The 23,586-nt window shown below is 65.0% G+C and carries 18 protein-coding genes; 9 read left to right on the forward strand and 9 right to left on the reverse strand.

Features of this window, described 5'->3' with window-relative positions; all coding sequences use genetic code 11:
* Window positions 1-214 precede the first annotated feature (214 nt).
* The gene (locus FVD38_RS24465) at window positions 215-1,159 is read right to left on the reverse strand and encodes a hypothetical protein (protein WP_147937180.1); all 945 of its coding nucleotides are present in this window, start codon (window positions 1,157-1,159) and stop codon (window positions 215-217) included.
* Complete coding sequence (gene mutS, locus FVD38_RS24470) at window positions 1,159-3,828, reverse strand: DNA mismatch repair protein MutS (protein WP_147937181.1); 2,670 nt, start codon at window positions 3,826-3,828, stop codon at window positions 1,159-1,161. Before mutS ends, FVD38_RS24465 begins: the two co-directional genes overlap by 1 nt.
* Window positions 3,829-3,988: 160 nt before the next feature.
* Here mutS and FVD38_RS24475 point away from each other — a divergent pair, with 160 nt between their 5' ends.
* On the forward strand, window positions 3,989-4,336 hold the full coding sequence (locus FVD38_RS24475; protein WP_187271695.1) for a toxin-antitoxin system TumE family protein: 348 nt from the start codon (window positions 3,989-3,991) through the stop codon (window positions 4,334-4,336).
* A gap of 2 nt (window positions 4,337-4,338) precedes the next feature.
* Complete coding sequence (locus FVD38_RS24480) at window positions 4,339-4,734, forward strand: HVO_A0114 family putative DNA-binding protein (protein WP_229493978.1); 396 nt, start codon at window positions 4,339-4,341, stop codon at window positions 4,732-4,734.
* Window positions 4,735-4,771: 37 nt separating this feature from the next.
* Here the strand turns inward: FVD38_RS24480 and proX are convergent, their stop codons facing one another.
* The 4 genes from proX to FVD38_RS24500 form a co-directional block, all read right to left on the reverse strand.
* The gene (proX, locus tag FVD38_RS24485) at window positions 4,772-5,821 is read right to left on the reverse strand and encodes a glycine betaine/L-proline ABC transporter substrate-binding protein ProX (RefSeq protein ID WP_147937183.1); all 1,050 of its coding nucleotides are present in this window, start codon (window positions 5,819-5,821) and stop codon (window positions 4,772-4,774) included.
* A 17-nt stretch (window positions 5,822-5,838) separates the two neighbouring features.
* Window positions 5,839-6,975, reverse strand: coding sequence for a glycine betaine/L-proline ABC transporter permease ProW (proW, locus tag FVD38_RS24490; protein ID WP_147937184.1), 1,137 nt, complete (start codon window positions 6,973-6,975; stop codon window positions 5,839-5,841).
* Window positions 6,972-8,207 carry a glycine betaine/L-proline ABC transporter ATP-binding protein ProV gene (gene proV, locus FVD38_RS24495; protein WP_147937185.1) on the reverse strand — a complete coding sequence of 412 codons (1,236 nt, stop codon included), beginning with the start codon at window positions 8,205-8,207 and terminating at the stop codon, window positions 6,972-6,974. Before proV ends, proW begins: the two co-directional genes overlap by 4 nt.
* 348 nt (window positions 8,208-8,555) lie before the next feature.
* A complete protein-coding gene (locus FVD38_RS24500) occupies window positions 8,556-9,419 on the reverse strand; it encodes an AraC family transcriptional regulator (protein WP_147937186.1) in 864 nt (287 codons plus the stop codon).
* 326 nt (window positions 9,420-9,745) lie between these two features.
* On the opposite strand from FVD38_RS24500, the gene FVD38_RS24505 reads away from it, so the two are divergent.
* The 3 genes from FVD38_RS24505 to FVD38_RS24515 are packed head-to-tail and all read left to right on the forward strand — an operon-like array spanning window position 9,746 to window position 13,396.
* Entirely contained in the window at window positions 9,746-11,509 is a 1,764-nt protein-coding gene (locus FVD38_RS24505) for a monovalent cation:proton antiporter-2 (CPA2) family protein (RefSeq protein WP_147937187.1), read from the forward strand.
* 55 nt (window positions 11,510-11,564) lie between these two features.
* Complete coding sequence (locus FVD38_RS24510) at window positions 11,565-12,503, forward strand: LysR family transcriptional regulator (protein ID WP_147937188.1); 939 nt, start codon at window positions 11,565-11,567, stop codon at window positions 12,501-12,503.
* Complete coding sequence (locus FVD38_RS24515; RefSeq protein ID WP_147937189.1) at window positions 12,500-13,396, forward strand: pirin family protein; 897 nt, start codon at window positions 12,500-12,502, stop codon at window positions 13,394-13,396. Before FVD38_RS24510 ends, FVD38_RS24515 begins: the two co-directional genes overlap by 4 nt.
* On the opposite strand, the gene FVD38_RS24520 is transcribed toward FVD38_RS24515, so the two are convergent.
* Window positions 13,344-14,177: a MaoC family dehydratase gene (locus FVD38_RS24520; protein WP_147937190.1), complete on the reverse strand. Its 834-nt coding sequence runs from the start codon at window positions 14,175-14,177 to the stop codon at window positions 13,344-13,346. The genes FVD38_RS24515 and FVD38_RS24520 overlap by 53 nt on opposite strands.
* A 204-nt stretch (window positions 14,178-14,381) precedes the next feature.
* Between FVD38_RS24520 and FVD38_RS24525 the strand changes: the two genes are divergently transcribed.
* Window positions 14,382-15,026: a hydrolase gene (locus tag FVD38_RS24525; RefSeq protein WP_187271696.1), complete on the forward strand. Its 645-nt coding sequence runs from the start codon at window positions 14,382-14,384 to the stop codon at window positions 15,024-15,026.
* A 51-nt stretch (window positions 15,027-15,077) separates the two neighbouring features.
* Here the strand turns inward: FVD38_RS24525 and cphA are convergent, their stop codons facing one another.
* Window positions 15,078-17,657 (reverse strand): cyanophycin synthetase, encoded by a 2,580-nt coding sequence (cphA, locus tag FVD38_RS24530; protein WP_147937191.1) that lies wholly within the window; start codon window positions 17,655-17,657, stop codon window positions 15,078-15,080.
* A gap of 24 nt (window positions 17,658-17,681) precedes the next feature.
* Window positions 17,682-19,850 carry a cyanophycin synthetase gene (locus FVD38_RS24535; protein WP_147937192.1) on the reverse strand — a complete coding sequence of 723 codons (2,169 nt, stop codon included), beginning with the start codon at window positions 19,848-19,850 and terminating at the stop codon, window positions 17,682-17,684.
* A gap of 295 nt (window positions 19,851-20,145) precedes the next feature.
* Between FVD38_RS24535 and FVD38_RS24540 the strand changes: the two genes are divergently transcribed.
* The 3 genes from FVD38_RS24540 to FVD38_RS24550 all read left to right on the forward strand — a co-directional run bounded on the left by FVD38_RS24540 (window position 20,146) and on the right by FVD38_RS24550 (window position 23,576).
* Window positions 20,146-22,425 carry a cyanophycin metabolism-associated ABC transporter gene (locus FVD38_RS24540; RefSeq protein ID WP_147937193.1) on the forward strand — a complete coding sequence of 760 codons (2,280 nt, stop codon included), beginning with the start codon at window positions 20,146-20,148 and terminating at the stop codon, window positions 22,423-22,425.
* Window positions 22,426-22,905 (forward strand): cyanophycin metabolism-associated DUF1854 family protein, encoded by a 480-nt coding sequence (locus FVD38_RS24545; RefSeq protein WP_147937194.1) that lies wholly within the window; start codon window positions 22,426-22,428, stop codon window positions 22,903-22,905. It abuts the gene before it with no gap.
* A 134-nt stretch (window positions 22,906-23,039) separates the two neighbouring features.
* Window positions 23,040-23,576: a pyridoxamine 5'-phosphate oxidase family protein gene (locus FVD38_RS24550; protein WP_147937195.1), complete on the forward strand. Its 537-nt coding sequence runs from the start codon at window positions 23,040-23,042 to the stop codon at window positions 23,574-23,576.
* Window positions 23,577-23,586 lie beyond the last annotated feature (10 nt).

Below are 23,586 nucleotides of genomic sequence, written 5' to 3' on the forward strand. Positions count from 1 at the left end.
AGAGAAGCCATGGCGACCTCCATTGAGTCCACACTTCAATGATTCAGCATACGCCAAATAAATGTTGAAGATGTAGGCTCAGCGTAGCGCCTTCGCGGGAACGACGTGCAAAGGTTGCGGGCCAATAGTGCTGCTAGCGACTACCACACGTAAAACCGTCGTTCCCGCGAAGGCGGGAACCTAAGTTCTCACGCACACCACACACGCGAACCAATCACTGCTTCGCATCCTCCACCCCAAACTGCGCTTCTGTCCCCACCTTCACATTCACCTCGACCGCCTTCGTCCCCACCGACAGCTGTCCCAGGTTGCCCTTCCACTCGATCTCGGGTTTCTTCCCATGCGGCGTGCCGCCGTCGACCAGCAGCACCTTACCATCGAATTTGAGCGCCTGGCCCTGGATCTGGCGACGCACCGCCTCGAACCCATCCTTCTCCACCGGATCGCGCCGTAGCAGGCCGCGTAGCCCCGCCGGCTGGTCCAGGTAGAACGGCCGCACCGCGCCTTCCGAAAACAGCACCAGCGCCTCGGCCTTGTCGCTGCGCGCGATCGCGAACAGGCGGTTCAGCCAGAAGCGGTTGGCGACCGTCCGGTCTTCATACTCGCTGTTGCGGCCGGCCGCCGGCAGGAAGTGGTTGTTGCCGGCCGGGAGATTGATGGTGGCATACAGCACCTTGCCGACCTTCCAGTGCGCGTTCTCGGCATAGCTGCGAAACCGCGGGCTGGCCGACAGTTGGGTGAGGTGGATTTTCTCGCGGCCCAGCGACTCGGGCTCGCCATGGAACAGTTCGCGCAGGCGGTTCAGGCGCTCGATCGCATTGGTGCGGTTGGCCGAGTTGCGGCAGGCCGTCCAGTCGCTGCCGGCCAGCGACACGACGGTCGGCCGCCGGGCGCGCTCGATGATGTCGCGCCGCTCCTGGTACAGCCGGTCGCCGCAGCTTTCTTTCTCGCCCTTGATGCCGTTGATGACGACGAAGGACAACGATTTTTCGGACGAATCGGCCAGGGCCTGCTTCAGGCGCGGCTCGCCATCCTCGCCCGAGTCGTTGCCGATCACCGCGAAACGGTGCGCGCCGTCATCCGCCTTGTCCTTCGCGCCGGCGAGCGACGAGAAGGACAGCAGGGCCGCCAGCAGCAGGGATCGGCGCCGTGCTTGCATCAGGCGGCGAGGCGCTTGAGCTCGTAGAGACGTTCGAGCGCTTCGCGTGGCGTCAACGCGTCCGGGTCGATCGCATCGAGCGCGTCGCGCAGGCCGTCGTCCTGCGGTTCGGCTTGCGCGAAGGCCGGCGCCTCGCCGATGTCTTCCTCGGCGAGCGGCGCCGCGAACAGGTCGCGCTGCGGCGTCGCATCCAGCGCCTGCGCTTCCAGGCGCGCCAGGTGCTTGCGCGCGGCCTTGATCACCGGCTGCGGCACGCCCGCCAGCTGCGCCACCTGCAGGCCGTAGCTCTGCGAGGCGGGACCGTCCTGCACCGCGTGCAGGAACACGATGCTGTCCTTGTGCTCGACCGCCGACAGGTGCACGTTGGAGGCGCTCGGATAAGTTTCGGGCAGCTGGGTCAGCTCGAAGTAGTGGGTCGCGAACAGCGTGAAGCTGCGGCTGGTGTCGATCAGGTGGCGCGCGATCGCCCAGGCCAGCGCCAGGCCGTCGAAGGTCGAGGTGCCGCGGCCGACTTCGTCCATCAGCACCAGCGAGTGCTCGGTGGCGCCGTTCAGGATCGCGGCCGATTCGGTCATCTCGACCATGAAGGTCGAACGGCCGTTGGCCAGGTCGTCGCTGGCGCCGATGCGGGTGAAGATGCGGTCGATCGGGCCGAGCGTCGCGCTGGTGGCCGGCACGTAGCTGCCGACGTAGGCCAGCAGGGTGATCAGGGCCACCTGGCGCATGAAGGTCGATTTACCGCCCATGTTCGGGCCGGTGATCAACAGCAGGCGGCGGTCGTTGGACAGCTTGCAGTCGTTGGCGATGAAGCGCTCGATCTGGTTTTCCACCACCGGATGGCGGCCCTCGACGATGGTGAGACATGGCGCATCGCTCAGCGTCGGCGCACACCAGTTGTGGCGCAGCGCGTGGCTCGACAGCGCCACCAGCACGTCGACCTGGGCCAGCGCGCGCGCGGTGGTCTGCAGGCAGCCGATGTGCGGCGCCATGTCGGCCAGCAGCTGGTCGTACAGGATTTTTTCGCGCGCCAGCGCGCGGTCTTGCGCCGACAGGGCCTTGTCTTCGAAGGCCTTGAGTTCGGGCGTGATGTAGCGTTCGCAGTTCTTGAGGGTCTGGCGGCGGCGGTAGTCGTCCGGCACCTTGTCGGTCTGGCCGTTGGTGACCTCGATGTAGAAACCGTGCACCTTGTTGTACTCGACCCGCAGGTTGGCGATGCCGGTGCGGGCGCGCTCGCGCGTCTCGAGGTCGACCAGGAACTGGCCGGCGTTCTCGGACAGCGCGCGCAGTTCATCGAGCTCGGCATCGAAGCCGCGCGCGAACACGCCGCCGTCGCGCACCATCGCCGCGGGTTCTTCCATCACGGCGCGCGTGAGGAGGTCGACACACGCGCCCGGCGTGGTCAGATCGTCGTGGATCTCGCGCAGCAGGCAGGTGTCGCCCGGGATGAAGCAACGCGCCACTTGCTCGCGCACCACCGGTAACGCTGTCAGTCCGTCGCGCAAGGCGGCCAGGTCGCGTGGCCGTGCGGTGAGCAGGGCGATGCGCGTGGTGATGCGTTCGATGTCCGGCACCTGGGCCAGGGTCGACGACAGCGCATCGTTGGCATCGGCCTGGATCAGCGCTTCGATCGACTGGTGACGGCTGCGCGCGATGGATTGGTCGCGGCGCGCATGGTGCAGCCAGTGGCGCAGCAGGCGCGAGCCCATGGCGGTGCGGCAGCCGTCGAGCAGCGAGAACAGGGTCGGCGACTCCTGGCCGCGGATGGTCTCGGTCAGTTCCAGGTTGCGGCGGGTGGCGGCGTCCAGACCGATGTATTCATTCTCGGTTTCGCAGGCCAGGCCGCGCACGTGCTGCAGGCCGCGGCCTTGCGTCGATTGCGCATAGCGCAGCAGCGCTCCGGCCGCGCCGAATGCGGCGCCCAAGCCATCGGCGCCGAAGCCGGTGAGGGTGGCCACGCCCAGCTGCTCGAGCAGGGCGCCGTGGCCCTTGACGACGTCGAAATGCCATTCGGGCACACGTTGGGTGTGCGCGTGGACGCCGTCGCTTTCGAACATGTCGGCGCAATCGGCGCGCAGGATCTCGGCTGGCGCGATGCGTTCGAGTTCGTGCGCCAGGCGCTGTTCGACGGCGCGCGCATCACCCGAGAATTCCATCAGGCGCAGGTTGCCGCTGGCGAGCGACAGCCAGGCCAGGCCGGCGGTGACGGTTTTACGCTGGCTGATCAGGCACAGCGCCAGCAGCGGGCGCTCGGCCTTCTCGGGCAGCAGGTCGGAATCGGTGAGGGTGCCGGGCGTGACTACGCGCACCACCTTGCGTTCGACCGGACCTTTCGAGAGGGCCGGGTCGCCGATCTGTTCGCAGATGGCGCACGATTCGCCCAGTTTGACCAGCTTGGCGAGGTAGCCGTCCAGCGAGTGGAAGGGCACGCCGGCCATCTTGATCGACTGGTCGCCCGACTTGCCGCGCGCGGTGAGCGTGATGCCGAGCACGCGCGAGGCTTTTTCGGCGTCGTCGAAGAACAGCTCGTAGAAGTCGCCCATGCGGTAGAACACCAGCATGGTGGGGTAATTAGCCTTGATGCCTAAATATTGCTGCATCATGGGAGTGAGCTTTTCCGTCGCGCTGTTCTTGATGGCGGCGGCGTTGATTTCTTTGGGGGCGGTGGTCATGTCGTCTGAATCGGTACGGCTTGGCGCGTGGAGGCCAGGACTTGGCATTTTACCCTGATCGACCCGGCAGTTTGCTGCAAACAGCTACTGCATGCATCAGCGCGAACTTTTACATGGCACGACATATCAAAGGTTGACACCAGGTAGGAGGTGGTAGATCATGGCTGGCAAGGGAAAAGCTTCAAAGCCTGTGCCCAGATTGGAGCGCTATGCGCCTCTTGATGTGAAAATCAAGCCCAAGCTGGGTGGGGGTGTGCTGAAAGAATTGGTTGTCAGAGAACTACCTTCAAGAAAAGTCATTCACTACGCTTTAGCCTATATCAACGCGAGTATCCATGCCGGTGACAACGGGCGAGTTCTTGGCTATGACAACAGTCACGATTATTCGCACAAGCACTACTACGGAACTGTCACGCCCGATCCTTTCGATAGCTATGAAGCGCTTTATGAGAGGTTTCAGCGCGAATGGATGGATATAGCTCTCAGGCACGTGAATAAGGGGAAATGACTATGAGTAAAAAAATTACGCTAGACGACTTTTTGAACGATCCCGATCTGCAAGAGCGGACAAGCAAAGGGCGGGATGTCGCTAAAGCACTGGACGCCCGTGCGCCGAGTCTGCCGCACGCAATGACCTTGACCAGCGTGGAGTTTGCGGAGTTCATTTCGGAACTGACGCCGAAGCGGCTTGAACTCTTGCGTCTGGCGCTCAAAAAGACGCGATCGATTTCCGAACTCGCGGCTGCAGTCAGCCGAGAGCAGAGCGCCGTGTCGAAAGACATTGGCCGATTGCGAAAGCTGGGCCTCGTCAGGGTGGAAGAGGTGAGCAATGCCGGACACGGGCGGAAGAAAATGGTGATTCCCGTCGCTGATTCGATATCGATCAACGCCAGTTTGGCGGGCTAGTAAGAGGCCGGAAAAATACCGGCCTCCGATCCAAGGACTACGGTTTCGCCGCAGCCTTCGCCTGCGCGATCCAGCTATCGAACAGCTCCTGATGGAACTTGATCCAGCCCGCCGTATGGCGCGCGATCTCGGCCTGCGAGTTCTGCCCTTCACGCACACGATCGTTCTGTGCATTGATGTCGGCAATCGGCAAGCGCATGACTTCGAACAGCTTGACTGCCGCCGGATTCTTCTCGGCCCAGGCGCGATTGACGACGAAGCGCGTGGTGTTGACGGCAAACCCGTAATCGCTGCCATCGGCCAGGCGGGTATTGGCGTTTTGCGGGTTCGACGAATGCGGCACCTGCAGCCACACGACGTCCTTGCCCGGCACCAGCACGCTGCTCACCCAGTACGGCGTCCAGGTGTAGTACAGGATCGATTCGCCGCGCTTGTAGCGGCCGATCGTGTCGGCGATCAGGGCCGAATAGCTGCCCTGCACGTGCGTGACCGTCGGACGCAGTTTGTAACCGTCCATATGGTGTTCGATCATCGCCTCGCAGCCCCAGCCCGGATCGCAGCCGGTCAGGTCGGCCTTGCCGTCGCCGTCATGGTCGAACAGCTTGGCGATGGCCGGGTCGCGCAACTGGTCGATATTGGTGATGTTGTGCTTCTCGGCCGTGGCCTTGTCGATCAGGTAGCCCTGGGCGGCAGGACCGGCGTAGCTGCCGGTGCGCAGCAGCTTGGCGTCACCGCCTGCGTTGTCGTAATAGTCCTGGTGCAAAGGGTCCCAGTGCACCGCGAGGAAGGTCGCATCGCCGTTGCCGACGGCGATGTGCGCGGTCGGATAGGCGACTTCCTTGATCGGCTGCGTTTCGTAGCCCAGCTGTTCCAGGGCGCGATTGGCCAGCATGGTCTGGAAGGTTTCCTCGGCCAGCGAGCTTTGCAGGGCCTGCACCTTGATGCCCTTGCCGGGCAGGTCGGCGCCTGGTGTTTGCGCCGTCGCGATGCCGGTGGAGAGGGCGAGTGCGGCAAGCACGAGGGCCGAGATCCAGCGAAACGCGCGCTGCGTTTTATAGGTGGCGTTGAAGTGTTCGGTTTGACGCATCGGTATCCTTTCTAGTCTTATTGTGCGGTGGCGGGCTTGGTGGACGGAGCCGCGTCGGAGCCGGCGGAACCGCCGACCCGGCGCAGGACGAAGCCGACCGGACCGGTCTGGTACCAGTGGCGCACGCCGCGGCGCGGTTGCCCCATGGCCTGGGTCAGGCGGTCCAGCATGATGGCAAGCAGGACGATGCCGAGACCGCCCACGGTGGCCAGGCCCATGTCCAGGCGGCCAATGCCGCGCAGCACCATCTGGCCGAGGCCGCCGACCGCGATCATCGAGGCGATCACCACCATCGACAGCGACAGCATCAGCGATTGGTTGATGCCGGCCATGATCGACGGCATTGCCAGCGGCAGCTGCACACGGCTCAGGAGCTGCAAGGGCGAGGCGCCATAGGCGCGCGCCGCCTCGATCAGGTCGGGACGCACCTGGCGAATGCCGAGGTTGGTCAGGCGCACCAGCGGCGGCAGGGCGAAGATGATGGTGACGATCACGCCGGGCGCATTGCCGATGCCGAACAGCATGACCACCGGCACCAGATAGACGAAGGCGGGCGTCGTCTGCATCGCGTCCAGCACGGGGCGCAGGATGTTCTGCGCACGGTCACTGCTGGCCAGGAAGATCCCCAGCGGTAGACCGATCACCAGGCAGAACACCAGCGAGGTGAGCACCAGCGACAGGGTGATCATCGCTTCCGGCCACACGCCCAGCGCGGCGACCGCCACCAGCGCCAGCACGGTGCCGACGGCCAGCGCACGGCTGGTGAACTGCCATGCCAGCAGGCCGATGATGGCGATCAGCACCAGGGATGGCACGGCCAGCAGCAACTGGCTGGAGCCGGTCAGCGTCGCGTCGATCGGCGCGCGCACGGCCTGGAAGAAGGGGCGGAAATTCTCCACAACCCAACCCAGCCCGTCGTTGATCCAGGATTGCAGCGGCAGCGCCCCATCGAGGAGGTGCGCCAGGTCGAAACTGCTGGCGTGCTCGGGCGTGACGCCCGGCGCTGCCGCATCGAGCCAGGAGGTGTCGCTTGGTGGCGTCGGCAGCCAGGGATTGATCTGGGCGGCCGCTTGTGCAGCCTGTCCTGCAGCCTGTTCGGTGGCCGGCTGTACCGCGGCCGGCTGTACTGCTGTGATGTTCTCGGTCATGCTCATGCTTGTCCTTTCTGATGCTGTGCCTCGGGAATGGCAGGCGTGTCGGGGTCGAGGAATTTCAGCAAGGTGGTCTTGCTGATCGCGCCGCACAGGCGTCCGTCATCGCCCACCACCGGCACCGCATACGGCAGTTGCGCCACCTGGCCGAACAGGCCGGCGACGGGCTCGTCCGCCTTGATGGTCTGCACGTCCGCCAGGAAGGCATGCGCCAGGCCCAGTGGGCCGGTATGGCCGTCGAGTGCGCTGCGCAGGGAGTCCACCGACACCAGGCCGAGGAATTCGCGCTGCGGATTGACGACATAGGCGTAGGTCCGGTCCTGCTCCTCCAGCATCGACAGCGCCGCGCGCGAACCGCGGGTCGGCGATTCCGATACCACGATCTGGCTCTTGCGGGCGATGTCGCTGGCCTTGAAGACCGCCGCCGCATCGACGCCGCGCACGAAATTGCGCACGTAGTCGTTGGCGGGCTTGCGCAGGATTTCCTCGGGCGTGCCGACCTGCACCACGTGGCCATCCTTCATGATGGCAATGCGGTCGCCGATGCGCATCGCTTCGTCGAGGTCGTGCGAAATAAAGACGATGGTGCGGCGCTTGATCTGCTGCAGGCGCAGCAGCTCGGACTGCATCTCGGTGCGCATGATCGGATCGAGCGCCGAAAACGCCTCGTCCATCAGCAGGATCGATGGATCGCTGGCCAGCGCACGTGCCAGGCCCACCCGCTGCTGCATGCCGCCGGACAGTTCGTCGGGATAGCTGGCGGCATAGCCCGCCAGGCCGACCTGCTCCAGCGCTTGCCGCGCCTGCTCATGGCGCTCGGCCTTGGGAATGCCGGCCAGCTCCATGCCGAAGGCGGTGTTGTCGAGCACGGTGATGTGCGGCAGCAGGGCGAACGACTGGAACACCATGCTGATGTCCTTGCGGCGCAAGGCGCGCAACTCGGCGTCCGGCAGCGTGTTGATGTCGTTGCCGTCGACCAGGATGCGGCCGTCGGTCGGCTCGACCAGGCGGTTAAGCATGCGCACCAGGGTCGACTTGCCCGAGCCGGACAAGCCCATGATGACGAAGATCTCGCCCGCTTCGATGGTGAAGGTGGCGTCGAACACGCCGATCGTGCAGCCGGTCTTGGCCAGGATGTCTTGCTTGTTGGCGCCCTGGCGAACCAGCGCCAGCGCGTCGTCGGGCTGGTCGCCGTACACCTTGAAGACATGGTCGATGATGATTTGTTTTGCCACGTTGTTGTTCTCCTTCTATTTGGCGAATGGAATGAAACCCTGCAGCCAATGGCGTTCATGGGAATCGATGGACCCGAGCCGTCGGCAGTGCAGTTGGCGCGCAAGCGTGCTGGCGATGGAAACGGCAGGCACGCTTTGCCGGCGGGGCGGGTGCTGACGCGAATTGCGTCAACGTTGTCGAGATGCAGGCGCTGGGCCTAAGAGCGATTTCCCATCCATCGGATGGCAAATGTGGTGCAGCAGGGTTGTTGCTACGAATAACTATTGTCTAGTGGGCATGAATTATAGAGCAAGCCCAATGATAAGTCAATTTGATTTATTTATTCGGCGCGCGCGACGCCGGAGCGACTATCGCTTGTGCTCGGTGCGCCATGCGCCCGGCGCCAGGCCCATCATTTTGCGGAACGTCCTGCCAAAGTGGACCGGATCCGCAAAGCCGGTGGCGTGCGCCACCTCGCCAAGGCTGGCATCGGAAGCGGACAGCAACAGCTGCGCGCGCCGGATGCGCGCGTCGAGCTGCCATTGGTAGGGCGCGAGGCCGGTCGATATCTTGAACGCGCGGCTGAAATGGGCTTGCGACAGATTGACCAGCGTTGCCAGGGTGTCGAGCTCGATACGGTGCGGGAGATTCGCATCCATATAGTCGATCACCCGTCGCAGCTGCCATGGCGCGAGTCCACCGGCTTTGAATTCCGTGATGCGCGGCGCTGCGAACAGCTGGGACGACACGGCGGTAATGATGCCGTCGCCGTATAGATGCATCGACGGGTCGGGATTGTGGACTGCCTCGGAAAGCAGCTTGACCAGATTCCAGATCCGGTCATTGGCAAAGCGCAGCCTCGGAACGCCGATCCGGTCCGGGTCCAATGTCGTTTCCAGGCGTTCGCTCAAGACGTCGAGGTCGAACATGAGCACGGCGTCGACGACGCGCCGCGCGTATTTTGTGTGGCCCCAGATCTCCATGCCGGCCGGCGCGAAATACATATGTCGCGGCACATGCTCGACGGGGCACGGTCGATGCGGTTGAAGACGCGGCTCGCATGCGCCTCCGTGCTCTTCGAGCACGACGCTGAGGCGTGCGTGATCGCGGTGCGGAAGGACGCTCGTGCCTTCGCCGTCACAGTCGTAGCCGGTGACAAGCAGCTGGACGCCGCTCCACGCGCGCCCCGCCTGCGTCAGGCCGATGATATTGTGGGGAAGTGGCGGGAGCATGGCCATTGGGACGGAAATAATGTTCTCCTAAGACTGGCATCGTCGATGACGACAATTGGCGGAATGGATGCGGCCTCGGGTCCGGCGCAGCAGGAATGAACCATCGATAGCAGGATTGAACATTGTCGCGCCTATATCGGATTGGTATCGTTCTGTCTCCAATGCCGAGGCGCAAGGACGATTCTGCTGGCCTCGCGTCGTGCGCGCTAGTGCCGTTCCCGGACACGCTGTGTTGCGCATCCGGGAACGCTAGGGCCTGCCGTTGCGCATGGCTCAATGTCAGTTAAATGTATGCATCAAATGAATGAGATAAGCGAGGAGAGTTGATGGCTGGAGCAAGCCTGGGGCAGACGATCGGCCCGGTGGTCGTCCTGATGGGGGCAGCCGTGATCGCCGTGCCGTTGTTCCGGCGGCTGGGCCTTGGCGCGGTCCTTGGTTACTTTGGAGCGGGCATCCTGGTGGGACCGTCGGTGCTGGCCCTGGTCACCGATGCGCGCTCGATCCTCCATATCTCCGAGCTGGGCGTGGTGATGTTCCTGTTCGTGATCGGGCTGGAACTGCGGCCGCACAAGCTGTGGGCGATGCGTGGCCAGATCTTCGGCCTGGGCCTGGCCCAGGTGTCCGCCGCGACCGCCGCGCTGGCGCTCACCGGCTATGCGATGTTTGGCCTGTCCGGGCCGGCCGCTTTCGTCGCCGGCGCGGGCTTCGTCCTGTCCTCGACCGCCGTCATCATGACAGCGCTGCAGGACCGGGGCGAGATTGCCAGCGAGCAGGGGCAGAAGTCGGTCGCCATCCTGTTGTTCGAGGACTTGATGATCGTGCCGCTGCTGGCGGTGGTCGCCTTCCTGGCGCCGCCGCTGCAAGGGCAGCAAGGGCAGGGGTGGTCCGACCTGCTGCTGGCGATCGGCGCGCTGGCGGTGCTGCTGGGCGTGGGGCGCTGGGGACTCGACCCGTTCTTCGCCTTGCTGGCCAGGTCGCGCACGCGCGAAGTCCTGACCGCGGGCGCGCTGCTGGTGGTCCTGTGCGCGGCGCTGCTGATGGAATTCGCCGGCCTGTCGATGGCGATGGGCGCCTTCCTGGCCGGGGTGATGCTGTCGAGTTCGAGCTACCGGCACCAGATTGAAAGCGATATCGAGCCGTTTCGCGGCCTGCTCATGGGGCTGTTCTTCCTGGCGGTGGGCATGTCGCTCGACCTGGCCATCGTCGCGGCCGAATGGCGGCTGTTGCTGTCCATGCTGTTCTGGTTCATGGTGGCGAAGGGCATCGTCGTTCACGTGGTCGCGCGCCTGTTCGGCGCCAGCAAGCATCAGGCCCTGCACCGCACCTCGATGTTCCTGCAGGGTGGCGAGTTCGCCTTCGTGCTGTATGCCGCCGCGCTCTCGGCCGGCGTGCTCGACGAACGCGAAAACGCCTTGTTCGCCACCGTCGTGATCCTGTCGATGGCGCTCTCGCCCCTGCTGACGCTCGTGACCGACCGCCTCTTGCGGCATGAAAAATCGATGGACGGCGTCGAGCATGCGCACGACCTGAAGGGGAGGGTGCTTCTCATCGGCTTCGGCCGCTTCGGTCAGATCGCCTCGCAGGTGCTGCTGTCCAGCGGCGTCAGGCTGGCGGTGATCGACAAGGATCCCGACCGCATCCGCGTTGCGCAGCGCTTCGACTTCAAGGTGTTCTTCGGCGAAGGGACGCGCTTCGATACCCTGCGCCACTCCGGCGCCGCCGAAGCCGATGCGATCATGGTGTGCATCGACGAGCCCAAGGCCGCGAACGACATCGTGGCGCTGGCAAGGCGCGAGTTCCCCCAGGCCCGGCTGCTGGTGCGCAGCTACGATCGTGACCACGCCCTTACCCTGATCCGCGCCGGCGTCGACTACCAGATTCGCGAAACCGTGGAATCGGCCTTCCTGATGGGCGCCGAGGGGCTGCGAGCGCTGGGCTTCGCCGAGGCCCAAGTGAAGGAGGCGGCGATGGATACCCGCCGGCGCGATGCCGAGAGGCTTGCCGCGCAAATTCACGGCGACGAACTGTCGGGCCGCGATCGCCTGCACCTGCCTGGCATGCCGCAGCCGCTGGACAAGCCGTCGGCCTAGCCGCCGACGGCGGTATCATCTGGCGAGGCCATGTGGCGCAACGGGGAGCATCGTAGTGGATATCGAAGAGCTGCAGACATTCGTGGAAGTCGCCGACGCCGGCGGCATTTCGGCGGCCGCGCTCCGGCTTGGCGTATCGAAGTCGATCGTCAGCCGGCGCCTGGCCCGGCTGGAGGAGGAGCTGGGCATCCAGCTGCTGTCGCGCACCACCCGCGGCGCGGCGCTCACCGAAGCCGGCGCCACCTTCCGCGACTACGCGGCCAGGGTCTGCGCCGAGATCGCCCTGGCGCGCGAGACGATCCTGCCCGCCGGCGAACTGCGCGGCCGCCTGCGCATCGCAGCGCCGCTGTCGTTCGGGCCGACCCACTTCGCGCCGGTGCTGGCGGAAATGGCGCGGCTCCATCCGCGGCTGCACGTCCACACCTGCTACAGCGACCACAATGTGGACCTGATCGCGGACGGCTACGACTGCGCGATTCGGGTCGGCTACCTGCAGGATTCCAACCTGGTGGCGCGGCGGATCGGACCGATCTATGGACTCGTCGTCGCGAGTCCCGCCTATATCGCCGCCCACGGAGCGCCCGAGACGCCGGACCAGCTCTTGTCGCACCAGGCCCTCATGCAGGGCACCGAGGCCTGGCAATTCCTGGATGGCGAGAAGATCGTGTCGGTCCGGCCCCAGGGACGCTTCAAGGCGGACAACGGCACCGCGCTGGTCGCGGCCGCGCTGGCGGGGGTGGGCGTCGCCTATCTTCCCTATGGCTTGATGCATGAGCACCTGGATTCCGGCGCGCTCGTACCAGTCGTGACGCGCTACCCGCTGCCGCCGGCCGGCGCCTATGTCGTGCGCCCGCCGGGCCAGCATCCGGCGCGCAAGATCCGCATCCTGACCGATCTGCTGGTGGCGTATTTCGACACCAAGCCGCCGATCGCCAGAGCCTGGCCCCGCGCCCAGGCCTTCCCTCAATTGACCAAGGAGCAAGGAAAACCATGATTGACATGATCATCGAACAGCGCCGCCGCAGCCTGGGCGGCAGTTTCGAAGTTGGCCGCGTGCTGCCGTTCGCAAAGCAGCGCATGGTAGGACCGTTCATCTTCTTCGACCATATCGGGCCGGTCGACCTGGCGCCGGGCCTCGACCGCAGCGCCGACGTGCGCGCGCATCCGCATATCGGCCTGTCGACGGTGACCTATCTGTTCTCGGGCCGGATCATGCACCGCGACAGCGTGGGCGTCGAACAGGAGATCCATCCGCACGAAGTCAACTGGATGACCGCGGGCAGCGGCATCACGCACAGCGAGCGCTTCGAGCACGCGCGGGCGCATGGCGACCACCTGCACGGCATCCAGGCCTGGGTCGCGCTGCCGAACGGAATGGAAGAAATCGCGCCGTCGTTCTCGCACCACTCCGGCGCCGACCTGCCGCAGTGGAAGGATGGCGGCGTAACCGGCCAGCTCATCGCCGGCAGCGCCTATGGCCTCTCCGCCGCCGCGAAAACCTGTTCGCCGCTGTTCTATGCCCACCTCGACATGCAGCCGGGATCGACCGCCGAGATCCCAGGCGGCTACAAGGAGCGCGCCCTGTACATCGCCACCGGCGCAGTGGAAATGGACGGCATGCGCCACGAGAGCGGCCGGATGCTGGTGCTGGGGACGGCGGCGTCGCGCGTCAAGGCGCTGGAGCATGCGACGGTGATGGTGCTCGGTGGGGACCCGGTTGGCGAGCGCCATCTGTACTGGAATTTTGTGTCGTCCTCGAAGGACCGTCTGGCGCAGGCGGCGGCCGACTGGCAAGCGGGCAGGATGAAGCTGCCGGATGCGGACGACAAGGAGTTCACCCCGCTGCCGGATTCGCCCCCACCGCCGGTGCCGCAGGCCATGTCGTAGCATCCCACCTGCCGCGGAGGGCGGTGCGGCCGTCGCACACGGCAATGAACTCGTTGCCTGCGTCATCCAGGTGCAGTGTGACTTTCGAGTCCAAGGGAACCGGTTGCAGGAAGCGGCACCAGACCGCGGCGATGTCGCGGCCCGTCGCTGCCTGCAGCAGTGAACAGGCTTTCGCCAGTGTGTGCGCGCCGTGGATGATCGGCGCGCGCATCCCCATCAGTCGCGCCGACCATGGCCATAGGTGGATCGGATTCCAGTCGCCCGACAAGGCCGCATAGCGCCGTCCGGCGTCACGCGCGACCGTCCACCCTCCAAGCGCCTTGCCATGCGGCGCCTCGGGCTGCGGCGCATCGCGGCCCGAGCGGCTGCCGCGCCGGATCAGATAGGTGCTATCGCAGGAAAAGGCCAGCCGTTCGCTATCGAAGGCGCGCGTCTCCAGCACCGCATGCAGCGCGCCGTTCGGGGCAGGGGGCGGCAGTTGCAAGGCGGTCGTCAGCGCCAATGGCGCGTCAGGCACGACCGGGCCGTGCATCGCCAGCCGGTTCTCGACATGGATCAGGCCTGGAATGCGAAATGGGATCGGGCAGGCCAGCATGGTCGCCAGCTGCGCGCGCTGTGCCAGCAGGTACAGGAAGGTAAGCGGAACCGCATCGCCTTTGAATCCAAACGCGGCGTTATAGCGGCGCAGGTGATCGCGGTCGATCCGGTCGAGGCGCCAGGTGGCGCTAGCCTGGCCGGTCGACGCGCGTGCCGGACGCTTGAGCAGCGCCCGCAGCAGCATGGCTCCGCCAAAAGGAGGAAGCGATGCTAGGGAAGATAGGGGCGGAGTGCTCATCGGCGCAGGATAACATTCCCCCCTCGGATCCTGACACAGCAAAATCAGTCTGCTAAGCGCAGGAACCGTCATTGTCGCTAGATCATCATGTTGCTACCTTATTGCTTCCCAAGCGCGCCCCGGCGCTTGGTCAATTTAAGGATAGACAAAATGAGCAAGAATGGACTCAAGGCGCTTCTGCGTCCAGAAGACAGCATCGTCGTTCTCATCGACCACCAGCCATTCCAGTTCGCCTGCCTGAAAAGCCATGAGCCGACCATGATCATCAATAATGTGGTTGGCCTGGCCAAGGCGGCGAAAGTCTTCAATGTGCCGACGATCCTGACCACCGTGCTGGAAGAACGCGGCGGTTATCTCATCAAGGAACTGCAGGCAGTCTTCCCGGAACAGAAGCCCATCGACCGCACCTTCATCAACACCTGGGAAGACACCAAGGTCACCGACATCGTGAAAAAGAGCGGCCGCAAGCAGCTGGTGCTCGCCGGTCTGTACACCGAGATCTGCCTGGCGATGCCGGCGATCCAGGCTGCAGGCGAAGACTACGATGTCTTCGTCGTCACCGACGCATCCGGCGGCGTGAGCGAGGAAGCGCACGACATGGCCGTGCGCCGCATGGTCGCAGCCGGCTGCACGCCGATCACCTGGTTTGCCATCGTGTCCGAGTGGCAGCGCGACTACGCACGCGAGAGCACGCTCGAGGGCGTCACCAACATCATCTACGAAAACGGCGGCGCCGCCTCGGTGGCCCTGTCGTGGGAAACCCAACTGCTGGCAGCACCCCGCGCCAAAAATTAGGCGTACCGGGATAATCGGGGACGGCCAGGCCGTCCCCTGCGGTACGACGACTCAGGCCGCCTTGGCCTGGGTCACGCGCCGCGTGATATGCGCCAGCGCCGCATCGACCTGGTCGATCAGCACCAGGCACAAGTCGCCTTCGTTCAGGCGGTCGAGCGCGCGGTCGATGGCGACGAACTCGCCATCGATCTCTTCAACGTGCCCGGTGCGGGTGGCGCCGGCCAGGCCCGCGCGCAGCAGCGCGATCACTTCGCCGTCAGCGCGGCCGCGCTGGCACTGGTCCTGGTACAGCAGCACATCGTCGAAGGACTTGCCGAGGATTTCGGTCTGCTGGCGGATGTCCTGGTCGCGGCGGTCGCCGGCGCCGCTGATCACCACCGAACGGCGCTTGGCCGGCATGCCTTCCACCGCATTGACCAGCGCCGCGATCGCATCCGGATTGTGGCCGTAGTCGGCGATCACGGTCGCACCGCGGTAGTCGAACACATTGAAACGGCCCGGCGCGTTGTCGCTCTCGCCCACGAAGGTTTTCAGGCCCAGGCGGATCGCATCCCACGACGTGCCCACGCCCCAGGCGGCGGCCACCGACGCCATCACGTTCTCGACCTGGAAGCCCACCACGCCACCGCGCGTGATCGGCACTTCCTTCATATCGATGCGTTCCACAAAACGGCCCTGTGCGGCGACCAGGTAGCCCTCCTCGACGAACACGACGCGGCGGCCCTGGGCGCGGTGCATCGCCATGACCGGATTGCCGACGTCCTGGGCGAAGAAGGTGACTTCGCCGCGGGTCTTCTCGGCCATCGCCGCCACGGTCGGGTCGGCGGCATTGAGCACCGCCATGCCGCCCACGGCCACGTTCTGCACGATCACGCGTTTCAGCACGGCCAGGTCTTCCAGGGTCGTGATGTAGTTCAGGCCCAGATGGTCGCCGGCGCCGATATTGGTCACCACCGCAACCTGGCACTTGTCGAAGGCCAGGCCTTCGCGCAGCAGGCCGCCGCGCGCCGTCTCGAACACGGCGGCGTCGACGTCCGGGTGCAGCAGCACATTGCGCGCGCTGCGCGGACCGCTGCAGTCGCCGCTGTCGATGCGGCGGCCTTCGATATAGACGCCGTCGGTATTGGTCATGCCGGTGCGCAGGCCCGAGGCGGTGAGCAGGTGCGCGATCAGGCGCACGGTAGTCGTCTTGCCGTTGGTGCCGGTCACGGCCACTACCGGGATGCGGCCGTCGTCGCCATCCTTGAACAGGGTGTTCATGATCGCTTCGCCGATCGCGCGCGGCTTGCCGAACGACGGCGCCAGGTGCATGCGCAGGCCCGGCGCGGCATTGACTTCGACGATGCCGCCGTTCACGTCTTCGATCGGCTTCAGCACGCTGTCGGCCACCAGGTCGACGCCGCAGATGTCCAGGCCGATCATGTGGGCGGCGGCGATCGCGCGCTCGGCCACTTCAGGGTGGACGTCGTCGGTCACGTCGGTGGCGGTGCCGCCGGTCGACAGGTTGGCGTTGTTGCGCAAGACCACGCGCTGGCCCAGGCTCGGGACCGAGTCGGCGTTCATCCCTTGCTGCACCAGGGTGCCCAGGGCGATGTCGTCGAAGCGGATCTTGGTCAGCGAGGTGGCATGGCCGTCGCCGCGGCGCGGGTCGCGGTTGACCGCATCGACCAGTTCGCGCACGGTGTGCTTGCCGTCGCCGATCACCTGCGGCGGTTCACGGCGCGCGGCGGCGACCATCTTGTCGCCGACCACCAGCAGGCGGTAGTCGTGGCCGGGCAGGTAGCGCTCGACCAGGATATCGTCGCGGAACTCGCTGGCTGCCTTGAAACCGGCGTCGAGCTGTTCGCGGGTGGTGACGTTGACCGTCACGCCCTTGCCCTGGTTGCCGTCCTTCGGCTTGATCACGACCGGCAGGCCGATTTCCAGGGCCGCGGCCCAGGCATCGTCCGGGTCGATCACGCCGCGGCCTTGCGGCACCGGCACGCCGGCCGCGTCCAGCAGCTTCTTGGTCAGTTCCTTGTCCTGGGCGATCGATTCGGCGATGGCGCCGGTGGCGTCGATCTCGGCGGCCTGGATGCGGCGCTGGCGGCTGCCCCAGCCGAACATCACCATGCTGCCTTCGGTCATGCGGCGGAACGGGATGTTACGGGCCACGGCGGCCTGCACGATCGAGCCGGTCGATGGACCCAGGCGCACGTCTTCGTCAAGATCGCGCAGTTGCTTGAGCGCGGCGGCCAGGTCGAACGGGGTGTCGTCGCGGGCGGACCCGATCAGCTGCAGCGCCAGGTCCAGCGCCAGGCGGCCGACGTCTTCCTCGCTGTATTCGACCACGACCTGGTAGATGCCGGTTTCCAGGGTGGCGGTGGTGCGGCTGAAGGTCACCGGGCAGCCGGCTTCGGCCTGCAGGGTCAGCGCCACCAGTTCGAGCACGTGCGACAGCGGCACCGTGTCGTCGTGGCCGAAGGGTTGCAGGGCGCCCATCTGCGGGAAGCGCACGCGCAGGCGCGATTCGAAACCATCCAAGGTGGCGATCGATTCTTCTTCCGGCGTGCACGTCACGATGGCCTCGACCGAAGTGTGATGGCTCCAGAGATTTGGGCCACGCAGGGCCCGTACGCGAGATACTTCCATAAACCGTCTTCCTTTATTAATGGATTACTTCTTCGGCGTCGCGTCGAAGGCGCGCAGGCCACCGCACAGCAGGTCGCTCGGCACGCCGAGGGCCCACGAGGCGGCCACTGCGGCCAGCACGTTCTCCGGATACTTCACGGTCGACGGCTTCATTGCCGCCAGCGCGATCAGCAGCGTTTCCTGTTCGCCCGCGGCCAGCACGATGCGGCCGTCGCGCGCAAACACCACGCGTTCGCCACCCTGGCGGTGCGCGGCCAGGATCGGGTTGGTTTCGTCGGCCGCGTAATAGATCACGCTGCCGTCGCACAGCTCGGCCAGTCCGGCCACCTGTTCGTCGGCGGCGTTCAGCACCGCCACGCCATCCGGCAGGATCACGTCGACCTGGCTGCGGATCACGGTGCGCATCGCATCCGCATCGCGCACATGGAACTCGGCCACGTCCCCGATGCCGTTCATGTCGGTCACCACGCCCACCGCGCAGCGGTCGTAGGGCAGGCCGTCCTGCAGGATCGAGCGCGCGTTCGATTCGAACACGGCGGTTTCCACGTTGCGGTTGATCAGGATGCGCTGGGCCGCTTCGACGCCGGTCGAGTCGCGATGGGAGATGGCGCGCGCATTCAGGTACAGGCCTTCGCCGTTGGCGACGCCGACTTCCTTGCCCGTGATGTTGACCAGGCAGCCGACCAGGCGCGTGATCAGGCTGCAGCCCTTCGAACCGGTCACGCCGACTACCGGGATGCGCGCCGTTTCGCCTTCGGCGAACAGGTGGTCGACGATGTCCTTGCCGACGTTGCGCGGGGTGCCGCTGGCCGGCTTCATATGGGCCAGCAGGCCCGGGCTGGCATTGACTTCGATGATGGCGCCGCGCTGTTCTTCGAGGGGACGCGAGATGTCTTCGCACACCAGGTCGATGCCGGCGATGTCCAGGCCGACGATGCGCGCGGCCAGGGCGGCGGCGTGGGCGACGTCGGGGTGCACCAGGTCGGTCACGTCGTCGGCGACGTTGCCGTTCACCTGGATCAGCACTTTCTGGCCTTCGGGCGGGACGGAGTCGGGGCTCAAGCCCTGGCGCTGCAGCTGCAGCTGGTTTTCTTCGCTCTCGCGCGGCTTGACGGGGCTGAGCGGGAATTCCTCGCTCTCGCCACGGCGCGGGTCGACGTTGATCTGGGTTTCGCACAGCTCGGCCACGTTCTGGCGGCCGTCGCCCGTCACCCAGACCGACTCGCCGCGCGCCGCGGCCACCACCTTGCGGCCGACCACCAGAAGGCGGTGTTCGTTGCCGGTGATGAAGCGTTCGACCAGCACGGATTTGCTCTCACCCTCCACCGACGCGATCGTGTAGGCAGCCTTGACTTCGGCTTCGGTCAGCAGGTTGAGCGACACGCCGCGGCCGTGGTTGGCGTCGATCGGTTTCACGACCACCGGCAGGCCGATGTCTTGCGCTTCGTCCCATGCGGCATCTAGGCTGCGCGCGATCGCGCCTTCCGGCACCGGCACGCCGCACGAGGAGAGTAGCGACTTGGTCATGTCCTTGTCGCTGGCGATGCCTTCGGCGATCGCGCTGGTGCGGTCGGTCTCGGCGGTCCAGATACGGCGTTGAAAGGCGCCGTAGCCGAGCTGCACCAGGTTGCCGTCGGTCAGGCGGATCGACGGAATGCGGCGGTCGGTGGCGGCGTCCACGATGTGGGCGGTGGACGGGCCCAGGCAGTGGCGGTCGACCATATCGGTCAGGCGCGTGACTTCGCTGGAAAGGTCGAACGGTTCGTCGTTGATCGCGGCCATCATCAGGCGGTGGGCGACGTCGAGCGCGGCGCGGCCGACGGTTTCATCGCGGGTGCGGAAGGCCATCTTGTAGATGGCGTGCTCGCCGGTCGAGCGGGTCTTGCCGAAGCCGGTCTTCATGCCGGCCAGGTTCTGCACTTCGAGCACGATGTGTTCGAGGATGTGGCCGGCCCAGGTGCCATCGACCAGGCGCTCCAGGAAGCCGCCGCGGTAGCCGACGCCGCAGTGGTGCTCGACCAGTCCGGGCAGCCAGGCGGTCAGGCGCTCGGTGAAGCCGGGAAGAAGGTTCGAGGGATAGTCTTCCAGCTCGCCGATGTCGAGCCAGGCCTCGAGGACCGGACGGTAGGTCCAGATATTCGGTCCGCGCAGATAGGTTACGCGCAGGAATTTGATGTCATTCTTCTTGGTCATGTAATCACTTTTGCCACCTGGCGCCTCTCTCGCGCTGGCGACTTGTCCTTGTCTGCCCGACTTCCAAAACGGTGCCGAAAGCGGCCGCGTACAGATCGACTCATGTACACTTGCCGGCCTGCTGCGCCGCAACATTCCTACTAACACGTTTCTCGTGTCATCCAAACGATACGCACAAACGTTCTAGCGCTCTGTGGAGCGTTTCACGCAACGGCGTAACGACGATCCTTGTGCATCGCCGAACCGGCGCCATGTCCACCCTTAAAGAACAAAAGCCTGTTATCGGGCGCAATACATGACAACTCAACAACCTGCTATTCCATCGTCGCTTGCCTTGGCCGCCAGTTCCGTACCTGAACGGTGGCAAAGTGACGTCGCGAAACAGCTTGCACCAGGGGAAAACGTTTTAAGCAGCGTGGAGGTTGACCTCGACGCGAAATTACATTTTTCAAAAGGCCTGGTACTGGTGACGGATCGCCGCCTGCTGGCGCGCGCGCCGGGCGAGACCGCGTGGCGCGACTGGTCGCACCGCGCCGGCACCGAACTGCGCCACCATGACCATGCCGGCGTCGGCCACCTGGAGCTGATCGACGATGGCGGGCTGCTATCCGCCTGGCGCTTTACCCTGGGCCAGAACCTGCACGCGATCCGCGTTGCCGACCATTTCCGCGACCAGGTCCAGAGCGTGGCCACGGGCGTGCCGGTGCAGGCGCCGGACCAGCACACTTGTCCAAGTTGCAAGGCGCCGCTCGAACCGGACCAGGAAGATTGCCCGATCTGCGAAAAAGTGCTGCATACGCCGCCGTCGACCTGGACCCTGTTCCGCCTGTGGCGCTTCGCCCAGCCCTATAAAGGGCAATTGTTGCTGGGATTCTTGCTGATGCTGGGCTCGACCGGCGCACACATGATTCCGCCGTACCTGACGATGCCGCTGCTGGACAATGTGTTGATTCCGTACCAGAACGGGCAGCAAATCGATACCAATCTCGTCTATATGTATATGGGCGGCCTGTTCGCGGCCGCGCTGCTGGCCTGGCTGCTGGGCTGGGCCAAGACCTATGTGCTGGCGCTGGCCTCCGAGCGCATCGGCGCCGACCTGCGCTCGACCACCTATGAACACCTGATGCGGCTGTCGCTGGAATTCTTCGGCGGCAAGCGCACTGGCGACCTGATGGCGCGCATCGGCAGCGGTTCGGACCGGATTTGCGTCTTCCTGTCGCTGCACCTGCTCGACTTTTTGTCGGACGTGCTGATGATCGTGATGACGGGCATTATCCTGTTCACGATTAATCCCTGGCTGGCGGTGGTGACCCTGCTGCCGCTGCCGTTCATCGCCTGGATGATCCACATCGTGCGCGACAAGCTGCGCACCGGCTTCGAAAAAATCGACCGCGTGTGGGGCGAGGTGACCAATGTGCTGGCCGATACCATTCCCGGCATCCGGGTAGTGAAGGCCTTTGCCCAGGAAAAGCGCGAGGCGGCCCGCTTCCGCGAAGCCAACAAGCACAATCTCGCCGTCAACGACAAGCTGAACCGGGTATGGTCGTTGTTCTCGCCGACGGTGTCGTTCCTGACCGAACTGGGCCTGCTCGTGATCTGGTGCTTCGGCATCTGGCAGGTGTCGCGCGGCGACATCACGGTCGGCACTTTGTCGGCCTTCATCGCCTATAGCGGCCGCTTCTATGTGCGCCTGGATTCGATGAGCCGCATCGTGTCGGTGACGCAGAAATCGGCCTCGGCCGCCAAGCGCATCTTCGACATCCTCGACCACGTCTCGAGCGTGCCTGACCCGGTCAACCCGGTGAAGGTCGACAAGATCGAGGGCAATATCGAGCTGCGCGAGGTTGGTTTCCGTTACGGCAATCGCGCGGTCAACCGTGGCATCTCGCTCAAGATCAAGGCCGGCGAGATGGTGGGCCTGGTCGGCCACAGCGGTTCGGGCAAGAGCACGCTGGTCAACCTGATCTGCCGCTTCTACGACGTGGCCGAAGGCGCGATCCTGCTCGACGGCCAGGACATCCGCTCGTTTGCCGTGGCCGACTACCGCCGCAATATCGGCCTGGTGCTGCAGGAACCCTTCCTGTTCTTTGGCACCATTGCCGACAACATCGCCTACGGCAAACCGAACGCCACGCGCGAGGAAATCATTGCTTCGGCGCGCGCCGCCCACGCCCACGAGTTCATCCTGCGCCTGCCGCAGGGCTACGATTCGATGGTCGGCGAGCGTGGCCAGGGCCTGTCGGGCGGCGAGCGCCAGCGCATCTCGATTGCGCGCGCCTTGTTGATCGATCCGCCGATCCTGATCCTGGACGAAGCGACCTCGTCGGTGGACTCGGAAACCGAAAAAGAAATCCAGAAGGCGCTCGACAATCTCGTGCAGGGCCGCACCACGATCGCCATCGCGCACCGCCTGTCGACCCTGCACCGGGCCGACCGCCTGGTGGTGCTGGACCGCGGCGTGGTGGTCGAGGAGGGCAATCACGACGAGCTGATGGCGCGCGAAGGCGCTTACCACCGACTCTACGAAGCGCAGGCGCGCAACGTGGACCAGGATCTGGACGACAAGGACGCATAAATGACGAGCATTCCGACTATCCCCTTCCAGCTGCGCCGCGACAGCTTTGGCAAACTCATTATCACCCTGGAAAACGGCGAGGAATGGGTCGGCGTGACGCCGGTGCGCGCCTTTCCGATCCAGGCGCCGACCAAGGGCATTTCACTGGTGCGGGAAGGCGGCAAGGAAGTCGCCTGGATCGACGACCTGGCCGATATGCCGGACACCATCCGCACCCTGATCCGCGAGGAAATCGACGGCCGCGAGTTCATCCCCGAGATCCTGGCCATCCTGGACGTGTCGAGCTTCGCCACGCCCTGCACCTGGACCGTGCAGACCGACCGTGGCGACACCGCCTTCGTGCTCAAGGTCGACGAAGACATCCGCCGCATCGGAGAAGCCTCGCTGCTGATCGCGGACAACCACGGCATCAACTTCCTGGTGCGCGATATGTTCAAGATCGACAAGCACAGCCGCAAGATCCTCGACCGTTTCCTGTAAATCTCCTGTGAACCTGTGTTGAACCGGGCGCCGGGCAATTCGATTGCCCAGCGTTCGGCCACCCACATACCGGCGCCAGCGATCCGTTTACAGTCTTCTCATCGGCCACATGGCCATCCTCTCAGGAGAAGACTATGGATTCCATCAACCGCAACCAAGCCGAAGAAAACCGCCGCGACCTGGCCGGCGTCGATGCCATCGAGCGCATCAAGGACATGATCGACGACGCCGATTCGTGCTTTTTCTGCACCGGCAATGGCCAGGGCCCGAGCCGTGGCGTGCGCCCGATGAGCGTGCGCGAGACCGACGATGCCGGCGCCATCTGGTTCCTCAGCAGCATCGACAGCCACAAGAACCAGGAATTGCAGGCCAATCCAACCGTGAAGCTGTTCTTCCAGTCGGGCAAGCATTCGGGTTTCCTGGAACTGGACGGCCATGCCGAGGTCTCGCAAGACAAGGCGCGCATCAAGCAGTTATGGAACTCGATGCTCAAGACCTGGTTCACCGGGGGCGAGGACGATCCGCGCATCACCGTCATCAAGGTCACGCCCAAGACCGGCTACTACTGGGACAACAAGCACGGCGATGCGGTGGCTGGCGTCAAGGTCGCGGTCGGCGCGGTGATCGGCAAGACGCTCGACGATTCGATCGAAGGTACACTGTCCTTCTGACAGAGATAGA

The organism is Massilia arenae (genome assembly GCF_008014745.1).
Taxonomy (GTDB): Bacteria; Pseudomonadota; Gammaproteobacteria; order Burkholderiales; family Burkholderiaceae_D; genus Telluria; species Telluria arenae.